The organism is Streptomyces sp. NPDC045695, from assembly GCF_056432025.1.
In genome coordinates, this window is sequence record NZ_JBWKJU010000014.1 from 18420 (window position 1) to 30476 (window position 12057).

The 12057-nt window shown below is 71.1% G+C and carries 10 protein-coding genes; 9 read left to right on the forward strand and 1 reads right to left on the reverse strand.

From position 1 onward, the window contains the following. The first annotated feature begins 65 nt into the window (after nt 1–65). The 8 genes from AC07DU_RS22930 (at nt 66) to AC07DU_RS22965 (ending at nt 8763) form a co-directional block, all read left to right on the forward strand. Entirely contained in the window at nt 66–479 is a 414-nt protein-coding gene (locus AC07DU_RS22930; protein WP_479113228.1) for a hypothetical protein, read from the forward strand. Then, entirely contained in the window at nt 479–1036 is a 558-nt protein-coding gene (locus AC07DU_RS22935; RefSeq protein ID WP_479029436.1) for a hypothetical protein, read from the forward strand. The genes AC07DU_RS22930 and AC07DU_RS22935 overlap by 1 nt, the downstream gene beginning before the upstream one ends. Further along, entirely contained in the window at nt 1036–5661 is a 4626-nt protein-coding gene (locus AC07DU_RS22940) for a putative T7SS-secreted protein (protein ID WP_479113230.1), read from the forward strand. Before AC07DU_RS22935 ends, AC07DU_RS22940 begins: the two co-directional genes overlap by 1 nt. 13 nt (nt 5662–5674) lie before the next feature. Then, on the forward strand, nt 5675–6232 hold the full coding sequence (locus AC07DU_RS22945; RefSeq protein ID WP_479113232.1) for a hypothetical protein: 558 nt from the start codon (nt 5675–5677) through the stop codon (nt 6230–6232). Continuing rightward, on the forward strand, nt 6229–6822 hold the full coding sequence (locus AC07DU_RS22950) for a DUF4291 domain-containing protein (protein ID WP_479113234.1): 594 nt from the start codon (nt 6229–6231) through the stop codon (nt 6820–6822). Before AC07DU_RS22945 ends, AC07DU_RS22950 begins: the two co-directional genes overlap by 4 nt. Before the next feature lie 68 nt (nt 6823–6890). Further along, nucleotides 6891–7376, forward strand: coding sequence for an Imm50 family immunity protein (locus AC07DU_RS22955; RefSeq protein ID WP_479113236.1), 486 nt, complete (start codon nt 6891–6893; stop codon nt 7374–7376). After that, complete coding sequence (locus AC07DU_RS22960; RefSeq protein ID WP_479113238.1) at nt 7363–7773, forward strand: Imm50 family immunity protein; 411 nt, start codon at nt 7363–7365, stop codon at nt 7771–7773. Before AC07DU_RS22955 ends, AC07DU_RS22960 begins: the two co-directional genes overlap by 14 nt. 51 nt (nt 7774–7824) lie before the next feature. Continuing rightward, nucleotides 7825–8763 carry a GNAT family N-acetyltransferase gene (locus AC07DU_RS22965; RefSeq protein ID WP_479113240.1) on the forward strand — a complete coding sequence of 313 codons (939 nt, stop codon included), beginning with the start codon at nt 7825–7827 and terminating at the stop codon, nt 8761–8763. Between the two features lie 20 nt (nt 8764–8783). Here AC07DU_RS22965 and AC07DU_RS22970 read toward each other — a convergent pair whose 3' ends face one another. Next, nucleotides 8784–9989: a DUF1266 domain-containing protein gene (locus AC07DU_RS22970; protein ID WP_479113242.1), complete on the reverse strand. Its 1206-nt coding sequence runs from the start codon at nt 9987–9989 to the stop codon at nt 8784–8786. Between the two features lie 170 nt (nt 9990–10159). Here AC07DU_RS22970 and AC07DU_RS22975 point away from each other — a divergent pair, with 170 nt between their 5' ends. Continuing rightward, nucleotides 10160–12052, forward strand: coding sequence for a C1 family peptidase (locus tag AC07DU_RS22975; protein ID WP_479113244.1), 1893 nt, complete (start codon nt 10160–10162; stop codon nt 12050–12052). Nucleotides 12053–12057 lie beyond the last annotated feature (5 nt).

Sequence of the window (12057 nt, forward strand, 5' to 3'; positions counted from 1 at the left end):
CCGCGCCTCTGAGTAACGTATGCGAATCGGGGGCTGCCGATGGTCCTCGGGAACGGGGGCACGCGGTGGGACTGGTCGAGGAAATCTCCGCCATGCGCGGGGGAACGGGGCATCCGGGTCGTTTGCTCGGTGAATTCCGCCGCACCGCGCTGCTCGTACCGCTGTCCACGGATGACGAGGGCGGTTTGATGTCGGGGTGGCAGGGCGGCGTTCGCTGGATCTACGCCTTCACGGACGAGGAGGCGCTGGCCCGTTTCGCGGACGCGCGCGGTGCCGGTGCCAAAAGTCGTGAGTGGGAGTACCTGTCCATCCTGGGTGCCCGTCTCCTCGATGCGGTGATCCCCGCGGTCGACGGTCCGACGGGGGTGGCGGTCGACGTCGCGGACGAGGACGGTTCGATGCTGTTCCCGCCGGTCGTGGGCATCGTCCCGGACGCCTGCGCCGTAGACGCAGAGCCCGACGTCGCGGAAGCCGTCTGATGGCCGGCGACGGGGACCTCGAGGTCTCGCCGGCAGCGGTCAAGAACATCCAAGACGGTCTGCGTAAGGCGATTGCCGAGCTGCGCGAGTCCGGGGACGCGGCCGGTGCCTCGATGGGTGCGGGGTTCAGCGATCTGTCGATGACGGGGATGGAGGCCGGGCACATGGGTCTGGCCACCGACTTCGAGGACTTCTGCGAGCGCTGGGAGTGGGGCGTGCGCAGCCTCGTGCAGAACGCCAGCCGCCTCGCCGGCAACCTCGGCATCGCGGCGGGCACGGTGTGGGAGGAGGACCAGTACATGCAGGGCTCCTTCAAGGTCATCGCGAACGCCGCCTACGGCAATCCGCACGCGAGCGAGGACGAGATCGAGCAGAAGAGCTGGGACGACATCTGGCGGGCGGACGTCTACAAGCCGGACTACAGCGCGGAGTCCTTCGACAAGAGCCAAGAGGACATCAAGAAGACCTGGTCGGACACGGGCGACAAGCTGACTTCCAGCGGGAAGATCGGCTCGCTGAAGGATCTGCTGGACCAGGCCGGCGGGGGTGATCACTGATGGGCTGGAGGGACTTCGTACCCGACGTCGTCGAGGACGTCGTCGAGGACGGCGCCGAGAAGGTCGGCGACGCGATCGAGTGGACCGGCGACAAGGTCGCCGACGTGGCGGAGGAAGTCGGCCTCGACGACGCGGGCGACTGGATCCGCGACAAGAGCCGCTCCGCGGCCAACCAGCTCGGCGCGGACGTCGCCGAGATGGAGCTGGGGCAGACCGAGGACCCGAAGAAGCTGGTCTACGGCAGCGTGTCGAAGATCCGTGCGCAGGTCTCGCACCTGAACGACTTCAAGTCCTCCTTCACGATGGTCGGCAACGGCCTGAAGGGGCTGGAGGGCGACGGGCTGAAGGGCGCGTCGGCGAACGCGTTCCGGGAAGCGGTGGCGAAGGAGCCGCCGCGCTGGTTCAAGGCCGCCGAGGCCTTCGGCAAGGCCGCCGACGCGATGGGCCGCTTCGCGGAGACCGTCGAGTGGGCACAGGGCCAGGCCAAGGAGGCCCTGGAGGAGTACAACAAGGCCAAGAAGGTCTCGCAGGACGCGCGCACCGCCTACAACAAGTCGATCACCGACTACAAAGCCGCGGTCGAGGCGAAGAAGGACACGCTGCCGCCGCGCCCTTCGGACGACTTCACCGACCCCGGCGGCCCGCTGATCGAGGCCGCTCAGGACAAGCTCGACCGGGCCCGCATCCAGCGCAACGAGGTCGCGGAGACGACCCGTACGGCCGTGCGCGCGGCCCGCGACGCGGCCCCGCCCAAGCCCTCGTACGCCGAGCAGCTCAAAGACGGCATGGACTACCTGGACCTCGCGCAGACCCACCTGGCGGGCGGCGTCATCAAGGGAACGGCGGGTCTCGTCAACTTCGTCCGCTCGGTCAACCCGACGGACCCCTACAACCTGACCCACCCCGCCGAGTACCTGACCAGCCTGAATTCGACGGTCGCGGGCCTGACCGTGGCGGCCAACGACCCCATGGGCGCGGGCAAGCAGATGCTCGACGAGTTCATGAAGGACCCCTCCGAGGGCATCGGCAAGCTGCTGCCCGAACTGGTCGGCACCAAGGGTCTGGGCGCGCTGAAAAAAGGCGCCACGATCGCGAAGCACGCCGACGACCTCAAGGGGCCCGGTCGCACCCACCTGGACAAGGACGGCCCCGACGGCCCCTCGCGCACCGCCCACGACAAGACGTGCGTCGACGACCCGGTCGACGTCGCGACCGGGCGGATGGTTCTGCCCCAGACGGACCTCGTCCTGCCGGGCTCGCTGCCGCTGCTCTTCACCCGCACCTTCGAGTCCTCCTACCGGGCGGGCCGCTGGTTCGGCCCGAGCTGGGCGAGCACCATCGACCAGCGCCTGGAGATCGACGCTGCCGGTGTCGTCCTGCTGGGCGAGGACGGCAGCGTCCTCGCCTATCCGCACCCCGCGCCGGGGCTGCCGGTGCTGCCCACACACGGCCGACGGTGGCCCCTGTCCGCCACACCGGACGGCGGGTTCACGGTGTGCGACCCGGAATCGGGCCGCGTCTGGCACTTCACCGCCGAGGGCACGCTCGTCCAGCTGGACGACCGCAACGGGGGCTGGATCGCCTACGAGTACGACGCCGACGGAGCCCCGACGGGCATCAGCCACAGCGGCGGCTACCGGGTGCGACTCACCACCGCCGACGGCCGGATCACCTCGCTCTCCCTCGCGGACGGAGCCAAGGTCCTCGACTACGGCTACACCGAAGGGAACCTGACCGAGGTCGTCAACTCCTCGGGGAAGCCCCTGCGGTTCGGCTATGACGAGCGCGCCCGGATCGTCTCGTGGACCGACACCAACGGCCGCCACTTCGACTACGCGTACGACGACCGCGACCGCTGCGTCGCCCAGTCCGGCACGAACGGACACGTGGACTCGCGCTTCACGTACGAGGACGGCCTCACCACGGTCACCGGCGCCCTCGGGCACCAGCGCCGCTACGCCATCGACGAGAAGGCCCGAGTCGTCGCCGAGACCGACGCGAACGGCTCCACGACCCACTTCGCGTGGGATCCCTTCAACCGGCTGCTGAACCGCACCGATCCGCTGGGACTGACGACGCGGATCGCCTACGACGACAACGGGTTCGTCACCTCCGTCGAACGCACCGACGGCCGCCGCACGGCCATCGAGTACAACGCCCTCGGCCTTCCCGAACGGGTCACCCGCCCGGACGGCACCTCTGTGCGCCGGACCTACGACGAACGCGGCAACCCCCTCTCCGTACGGGACACCTCCGGTGCGAAGTCCCAGTTCACGTACGACGAACGGGGCCACCTCTCCTCGGTGACGAACGCGCGGGGCGAGACCACCTCGTTCCGGTGCAACGCGGCGGGCCTCGTCGTCGAATCGACCGACCCGCTGGGCGCGGTCACCCGGTACACGTACGACGCCTTCGGCCGCGCGGCCACGGTCACCGACCCACTCGGCGGGGTCACCCGCCTGACCTGGAGCGTGGAGGGCCGGCTGCTGCGCCGGGTGGAGCCCGACGGCAGCGAGCAGTCGTGGCTGTACGACGGCGAGGGGAACTGCCTCAGCCACACCGACGCGGCGGGCGGCCGGTCGGTCTACGAGTACGGCGACTTCGACTCCCTGGTCGCGCGCACCGGTCCCGACGGAGCACGCTACTCGTTCGCGCACGACCTGGAACTGCGGCTGACGGAGGTCACCGGCCCCCAGGGGCTGACCTGGACGTACGACTACGACCCGGCGGGCCGGCTGACCGCCGAGACGGACTTCGACGGCCGGACGCTGAGCTACGCGTACGACGCGGCGGGCCGGCTGACCGCCCGGACCAACGCGCTCGGGGAGACGGTCCGGTACGAGTACAACGACCTCGGCCAGACCGTTCGCAAGAACGCGGCCGGTGCGGTCACCGCGTACGAGTACGACTACGCGGACCAGCTCGCACAGGCCGTCGGCCCCGACGTGACCCTGAGCCGGATCCGCAACCGCGAGGGCCTGCTGCACTCCGAGACGGTCAACGGCCGTACGCTCAGCTACGCGTACGACGAGCTGGGGCGCACGACGCGGCGCACCACGCCGACCGGTGCGGTCAGCGAGTGGTCGTACGACGCCGCCGGTCGCCGCGCGAGTCTGACGACCTCCGGCCGGACCCTGGCCTTCGAGCACGACGCGACGGGCCGCGAGACGGTCCGCCGGCTCGGCGGGGGCGTCACGCTGACGCACGGCTTCGACGAGGTCGGCCGCCTCACCGAGCAGCACCTCACGGGCCGCGACGGCCGCACCCTCCAGCGCCGCGGTTACACCTACCGGGCCGACGGACATCTGACCGCGGTGGACGACGCGCTGGGCGGCCCCCGCTCCTTCACCCTGGACGCCGCCGCCCGCGTCACCGCGGTGGAGGCGGGGTCGTGGTCCGAGCGCTACGCCTACGACGAGGCCGGCAACCAGACTTCCGCGTCCTGGCCCGCCACCCATCCGGACGCCGATGTGGCGACCGGGCCGCGCGACTACAGGGGCAACCGCATCACGGGCGCGGGAGGTGTGCGCTACGCGTACGACGCGCAAGGGCGTGTCGTGCTACGCCGCAAGACCCGTCTCTCGCGCAAGCCGGACACCTGGCACTACGCGTGGGACGCGGAGGACCGCCTGGTGGGGGTCACGACCCCGGACGGCACGGTCTGGCGCTACCTGTACGACCCGCTGGGCCGGCGAGCCGCCAAGCAGCGGCTGTCGGCGGCCGGTGAGGTCGTGGAGGAGATCCTCTTCACCTGGGAGGGCGCGACCCTCTGCGAGCAGGTCACGCGGTCCCCCGAGCTTCCCCACCCGGTCGCCCTGACCTGGGAGCACCGCGGACTCCACCCGCTGACGCAGACGGAACGTATCCTCGTGGCGTCCCGGGAGGAGATCGACAGCCGTTTCTTCTCGATCGTCACGGACCTGGTGGGCACGCCCACGGAACTCGTGGACGAGCAGGGCGAGATCGCCTGGCACACCCGGTCCGCCCTGTGGGGAGCGACGACCTGGAACCGCGGCGCGTCCACGTACACGCCACTGCGTTTCCCGGGGCAGTACTTCGACCCCGAATCGGGTCTGCACTACAACGTCTTCCGCACGTACGACCCGGAGACGGCGCGCTACCTCAGCCCGGACCCCCTGGGACTCGCCCCGGCGTCCAACCCGTCGACGTACGTCCCCAACCCCCACACCTGGTCGGATCACCTCGGGCTGGCTCCGGACGAGTGCACGGTCACCGTCTACCGCAAGCAGACCGACCATCCGCTCAGCAAACGGGTGCACATCGACGAGAACGGCAACGTCACGATCGACGGCAACAATCACCTGTACGTGAACATGAGCGGCGATTTGCGGCACACCGTGGAATTCCGGGGGGACGGCGGCCAGATCGTCGCTTTCGACGTGCCGAAGAGTTTTGTGGACGACATCCGCACGCACGCGGTTCCGCAGGAGCAGCCGGACGGCCTCGGCTTCACCAAACAAGAATGGAAACAGGTGAAGCAGATTTACCCGGAAATCTCCGACCCCACCAGGGGGACGGACCTTTACGGACTGCCGGGTGAGGTGATCGAGAAGATGAGAAAAGTCATCATCCCGGGCTCTGGTAGGATCGTCCAAGACCATTAGCGAGGATTGTAAAATGCTGCACGAGATCGAAGACCTCGAAATCGAGAGGACCCGGGTATCCGGCCGGCCGGAAACTGATTCCGCGCCCCCGGTCCTGGCCTATTTCGAACTGGCGGTGGACGGCGACCCGGCGCAGTACGCGAGCAGGCTGCGCGGCGTCATGGACGCCGTGCTGCAGATCGCCGCTTCCGAGTCCTTCGACGACGACGATCTGCCCGTCGGCACCATTCCCGCCTGGTTCCGCGGTGTCTGCCGGGACGGCGCCTCCCCGGAACCCTTCGCGGCCGCGGGACGGGACCGCTACAGCGAGCGGACCGGCAGCGAGCCCTGGAACCTGCAGAACTGGCTCTCGCGCTTCGATCCGGACCTGGAGGTCCGGGGCTGGGCCTGGTGGGACCTGACGCGGGCGCCCGCCGGGGAAGACCGACTGCGACTCTGGGCGGACACCTGGGGTGAGCCGTTCTTCGCCTGGGAGGACCTGCGCTGGCTCCTCTACGCCTGTGGCGCGCTCACGGTGGCGGATCCGGTGCTCACGAAGCCGCAGGTCTGGGCCGGCGAGGTTTCCGTATGACCGGTCCGGCGGCACGGGAAGTCCGGGCGCGGTTCGACGCCGAGACCATCACCGTCTATCAGGCGTACCCGGTGCGCATTGCCGGACCGGCCCTGGAAGCCGGCACTTTCGTGGATCCGTTCAAGCGCGGCAGAATGACCTGGATCAAGCCGTCGTTCCTGTGGATGATGTACCGCTGTGGATGGGCCACGAAGCCCGATCAGGAACGCGTCCTCGCGATCGACATCACGCGGGAGGGATTCGAAGAGGCCCTGTCCCAATCCTGCCTCAGTCACTTCGACAGGACACGATTCGAGACCGCAGAGGAATGGCGCGGCGCCGTTCGTTCCAGCCCGGTCCGCGTCCAATGGGATCCCGAGCGGGATCTGAACCTGAATCCGCTGCCGCACCGCGCGATCCAGATCGGCCTCTCGGGCCCCGCGGTCGGGCAGTACGTGGAGAACTGGATCAGCGGCATTCGGGACGTCACCCCCTTGGCACACGAGATCCACGCCGCGGTGACGGCCGGGCGCCTGGACACGGCCGCGTCCCTCCTGCCCGAAGAGCGCGTGTACCCCCTGCCCGCGGCCCTCGCGGAACGGATCGCCTGACGCCCCCGGAGTGTTCCCGGGCCGCCGATCACCCACGCGGTCCGACGGTGCGCAGGAGCATTACTCCTATGACCTGGACTGATTTCGTCCCCAACCGGGATGTTCTCGCGCTCCATGACGGCGAGGTCCCCGAGCTGTCGGGGGTCCGGCTGCGGTCGGTGCACCTCGATGCCTGGGGCTCGGTGGTCACGCTGCGCCTGGACCTTCCGCGGTTTCCGGACCGCTGGGACCGGGGACCGGGCGACACCGTGCAGTGCCACCTCGCGTTCTCGCACGTGGAGGACTTCGAGATGACGGGGTGGCGGCCGCCGGTGACGGCCGACGTCGTGCTGATGCCACTGCCGCGGCACCGGCTGGACGTACGGGTGACGGCGCCGGGGCTCGCCCTGTCGTACACCTCCAACGCGGATGTCCTGGCGGGGCGGCTGAGCGTCTTCACCCTGGGTCCGGGCGGCGAGGACGCCGGCCCGCACCACTTCACGAGCATCCTGGAACGCAAGCTCTTCCCCACCGTCCCCGAGACCCATGTGAAGACCTTCTATGAGCACCTCTGAGACCGACCTTCCCCTGTGGCCCGAGCTGGCGGCGCTCTACGAGACCCCGCCGGACCTCTCGTCCTGCCCGCTGTACTACGTGCACGTGGACGAGCGGGACACCTCGGTCACCCTCGGCTTCGAGACCCGGCGGCTACCGGACCACCCCAGGGTGGAGTGGGCGGGGAAGCGGTACAACGCGCTGCGCTTCTTCGTCGTGTTCACCGACGTGGACGAGCTGCGCATGACGGGCATCGCGGCGGAGCACCCGGACGGCCGCGACCGCACGGTCAGTGTCACCGTGACCGACACCGGCCGGCAGCGGGTCTCGGTGACCAGCGAGAAGCGCTCCGTCGGCTTCTCGGCGGCCGCCTCCGCGGTGGTCCACCGTCGCGTCGAGCTCCAGGGCTCGCTCTGACCGGCGGTGAAATCGCTGGGTGCGGAGCGGTGTTCGTGTGAGGATCCCCGGATGATCTTTCGCGCTGCCACCGCAGACCCCGCAGACGTCGACCGCGCCCTCGCCTACCCGGCCGACGGCCCCGTCGCCGCCCTCACCGCCGAGAAGGTCCGTGAGGAGCTCGCCGGGAACCAGTTCCGCCCCGAGTGGACGTGGTTCGCCGAGGACGCGGACGGGGAGGTCCTCGCGCGGGCCCTGTGGTGGGGGCGCGCCGACAGCGAGCGGCCCATCGCGCTGGACTGCCTCCAGGTGCGTTCCTCGGTGGCCGATCCGGCCGCCGTCGCCGCCAGGCTGCTCGCGGCCGGGCACGCCGCCTTCGGGAACCTGCCGGTCTACAACATCTCGCTGCCGTGCGGCTGGCGGGACGAGCCGGAGCTGGCCGCGGCGGTCGCGTGGCGGCAGGAGGCGGCGTACGGGGCGGGCCTGACGCGCGAGATCGAGCGGCTGCGCTACGAGTGGACGCCGGCGGCCGGGACCACCGAACCCACCGGCCGGCTCGTCTTCCGGGACGGCACGGACGAGGAGTTCCTCGACGCCTTCGTCCGGCTGTCCGCCGGCAGCCTGGACCTGCACACACAGACCGAGCTCCAGTCGATGGACGCGGAACAACTGGCCCGCGAGGACGTGGAGTTCTACCTGGACTGCCCCGGCGAGCGTTCCTGGTGGCGCCTGGCCCACCTCCCGGACGGCACCCTGGCGGGCATGGCGATCCCCTCGGCGACCCCGTACCACCGCAACGTCGGCTACCTGGGCGTCGTACCGGAGCAGCGCGGCCAGGGTCTCATCGACGAGATCCTGGGCGAGATCACCCGCTTCCACGCGTCCGAGGGCGCGGAGCGCGTCACCGCCACCACCGACAGCGTCAACGCCCCGATGGCCGCCGCCTTCGACCGCGCCGGCTACCAGGTCACGGAGATCCGCCTGGTCCTGGAGGCCCCGTCGACGCGGTAACGGCCCGCCCGCAGAACTGCTCAGGTGAAGGGGATGTTGAGCCAGGGGCTGGACGGGTCGGTGGTGAGGGTGAGGTGGCAGGCCAGGGCGCTCGTGTACCAGGTGCCGAACTCCTCCTCGTCGAAGTGCAGGCAGCGCCCGAGGACGTATCCGGCGGAGAACTCCGCCCATGAGCGGTACGTCCGCTGGGCCGCCTCCCCCGCGCGCAGGACGGCCTTCTCCGCCTCGTGGAGCGTGCCGTAGCGGCAGCCGACGCCCCACCGGGCCATCTGGGAGGCCCGGCCGATGTCCCAGCCCTCCACCGAGCGGACCCAGCCGTCCTCGGGGAGCAGCCCGTCGGCGCGGAAGCGCTGCTCGTAGCGGGCTATCCGGCCGATGAGGCGCTTGACGCCCGCGATCTCGCCCTCCACCTCGGCGGTGGGCCGGGGCTCGGCGACGGTGACCCCGTCGGGGGTGAGCTGCGGCTCGGCGGAGCGTTCGGCGTTGCGGCGCAGGCTGGCCTCGGCGGCGTGCCGCCAGTGCTCGACGTCCACGGGCCCGGCGAAGTCGGAGGCGAGGACGCGGCGCACGCGCAGCGCGTACTCCCAGACGGGGCTGACCATGCCCGCGCCGAGGAGCTGTTCCAGCGTGGAGAGCCAGTCGGCCCGGTCGGTGATGCCCCACCACTGCGTGAGGCGGCGGCGCTCGCGGTGGTAGCCGTTGCCGTGGTAGGCCAGGCAGTTCCAGAACTCGCCGTTCGACACGGCGAGATGGCCGCCGACGGCGAGCCCGTGGGCGATCGGCCCGTGCAGCGGTCCACCGGTGAAGAGGGCGTGGACCTTCCCCTCGGGCAGGCCGTAGCGGGGGGCGGCGTCCGCGTGCGCGCGCCAGCGGGCCAGGTCGGCGGGTGTGGTGGTGAGGTAGGCCTCGGCGGGGGAGCCCGGGTTCACGGCGAGGAAGGCGGGGTCGGTGGGGGCCCAGACCTTGGCGTACCAGCCCAGGCTCCGGGACTCGTAGACCGTCTCGGGTGTGGGCGCGGGCAGCATGCCGGCGGTGTGGACGACGAGCATGCGGTCCGGGGTGGCGTGGAAGAAGAGCGACTCGGGATGCGCGTCGGCCTGGATGCGGGGCTGGGCGAGGTAGAGCTGCGCGCGGGCGAGGACGTCGAAGTACGCTGCCCAGTCGCCGGCGGTCTTGGCCTCGTACAGCCCTCTCTCGATGACACTCGGCGCGATCCAGATCCCCATACGGGGACTTTATACGGGTGTTCTCAGGGCCAGTTCGGCCCGTACCGCCTTCACGCGCCCGGGCACGCCCCCCGTGCCACCGCGCGACCGTGCGGACCCCCTTGACGGGTCCCGGTGACGGGGAGACGCTCGCGGGTCTCGATCCGAGCGGTTGCACACGGGGGGCCGGTATGCCGCAGGAGTCCGTCCAGACCGCGGGGGAGCTGCGGGCGCGGCTCCTCGCACAGGCGGCGCGGTGGTCCGTCAGCGAGCACCTCGCCGACCAGGAGCCCGTGCCACGGCCCTCGCTCGGTCTGGAGCCCGGGACGAACCTGACGCCCGCCGCGGCCGTGGCGCCCCTGGACCTGCGCGCGCTCATCGGGCACGAGAGCGGCAATCCGCACCTCACCCGGCGCCGGGCCGCCCACGGGCTCCTGCCGGGCCCCCCGGCGGCCCGGGCGGGCCGGCCCGCCGCCGTCGACTGGCGCAGCCGCTGGGGGTGGCCGTGGATCACCAAGGTGAAGGACCAGAACCCGTGCGGCTCCAGCTGGGCCTTCGCCGCCGCCGGCCTGGTGGAGTCCATGGCCCGCATCGAGCACCACGTGTGGGCGCGGCGCTCCGAGGGCGACGTGCACGACGGCCTCGGATCCGCCTGCGGCCAGGGGTCCGATCCGCAGACCGCGCTCGACTGGATCAAGGACAACGGCGGCCTCGCCGACCCGGACTGCCGGCCGTACGGCACCCCGCCCGAGGGGCTCCCCGCGGCCCGCCGCGAGGCGTGGCGCACCGCGTACACGCCCAGCTGGGACCGCTGCGGGCGGACCGTGCGGATCACCGACTACGTCCGGCTCGGCGACACGGAGCAGCAGAAGGTCTGGCTGGACACGGTCGGCCCGCTGACGGCCTGTTTCGACGTGTACGACGACTTCTTCGGCCTGGGCGCCGGGGTGTACCACCGCACCAGCGACCGGCTCGCGGGCGGCCACTGCGTGCTGATCGTCGGCTACGACGACGCGGCCGGCTGCTGGCTGTTCAAGAACTCCTGGGGGACGGCCCACCACGTGGGCGGCTACGGCCGGATCGGCTACGGCGAGGCCGCCGTCGACCACTGGGCCAAGTGCGGCCTGCGCGGCACCAACGTCGACCCGTGGACCAAGCGCCGCCTGCACACCGGCAACGTCTACGAGAGCGGCAACGGCCGCGCCCACCGCAACTTCGAGCTCCTCGCCACCACCACCGGCGGCCGTCTCCAGCACTGGTGGCGCGAGGGCGACGCGCCCTTCGCGTGGGCCCGCGGCGCCGCCTTCGCTCACGACGCCTCCGGCTGGCCGGCCTTCACCGGCACCACCTACAACCGGAACATGGAGTCCCTGCACGTGACCACCGGCGGCCGGCTGCGGCACTGGTACTACGAGCAGTCCGTGCGGGTCTGGCGCGACGGCGGCGCCTTCGGTCCGGGCGACGCGGCGATCGGGTCCACCCCGGCCTTCATCCAGAGCGACTACGGCAAGCCGGGCAACTTCGAGGTGGTCGTCCGGACCGCCGACGGCCGCCTGAACCACTGGTGGCGCATCAACGGCGCCCCCTGGACCTGGAACGACGGCGGCCGCTTCGCCTCGGGCATCGCCCATTACGGGCCCGCGCTCGTCCAGACCCGCTCCCGCCACCTGGACCTGGTCGCCGCGCGCACCGACGGCCGCATGCAGCTGTGGTGGCGCGACGACGCGAACGGCTTCGTGTGGCGCGCCGGGGAGGTCTTCGGCAGCGGCACGCCCGCGGTGTCGGCGCCCTGCCTGATCGAGGGGCAGCACGGTGCCGCGGACGAGGACACCCCCGGGAACTACGAGCTGTGCGTGGCCGTCGAGGGCGGGCGGGTGGAGCACTGGTGGCGCGGCAACGCGGGCGGCTGCGGCTGGCGCCGCGGCGCGGTCTTCGGTCACGACGTCACCGCGGTCACCGGGATGCTCCAGGGCAGCTTCGGTTTCAACCTGGAAGTGATCGTCCTGCGCACCGACGGCCGCCTCCAGCACTACTGGCGCGACGACGCGGGCTGGCACGAGGGGCCGGTCATCGGCCCGGCCTGAGAGGG

Excerpts from the sequence above, each read along its gene's own strand:
- AC07DU_RS22935 (WP_479029436.1), top strand. The coding sequence starts at position 479 with ATGGCCGGCGACGGGGACCTCGAGGTCTCGCCGGCAGCGGTCAAGAAC.
- AC07DU_RS22950 (WP_479113234.1), top strand. The coding sequence starts at position 6,229 with ATGACCGGTCCGGCGGCACGGGAAGTCCGGGCGCGGTTCGACGCCGAG.
- AC07DU_RS22955 (WP_479113236.1), top strand. The coding sequence starts at position 6,891 with ATGACCTGGACTGATTTCGTCCCCAACCGGGATGTTCTCGCGCTCCAT.
- AC07DU_RS22965 (WP_479113240.1), top strand. The coding sequence starts at position 7,825 with ATGATCTTTCGCGCTGCCACCGCAGACCCCGCAGACGTCGACCGCGCC.
- AC07DU_RS22945 (WP_479113232.1), top strand. The coding sequence starts at position 5,675 with ATGCTGCACGAGATCGAAGACCTCGAAATCGAGAGGACCCGGGTATCC.
- AC07DU_RS22960 (WP_479113238.1), top strand. The coding sequence starts at position 7,363 with ATGAGCACCTCTGAGACCGACCTTCCCCTGTGGCCCGAGCTGGCGGCG.
- AC07DU_RS22970 (WP_479113242.1), bottom strand. The coding sequence starts at position 9,989 with ATGGGGATCTGGATCGCGCCGAGTGTCATCGAGAGAGGGCTGTACGAG.
- AC07DU_RS22975 (WP_479113244.1), top strand. The coding sequence starts at position 10,160 with ATGCCGCAGGAGTCCGTCCAGACCGCGGGGGAGCTGCGGGCGCGGCTC.
- AC07DU_RS22940 (WP_479113230.1), top strand. The coding sequence starts at position 1,036 with ATGGGCTGGAGGGACTTCGTACCCGACGTCGTCGAGGACGTCGTCGAG.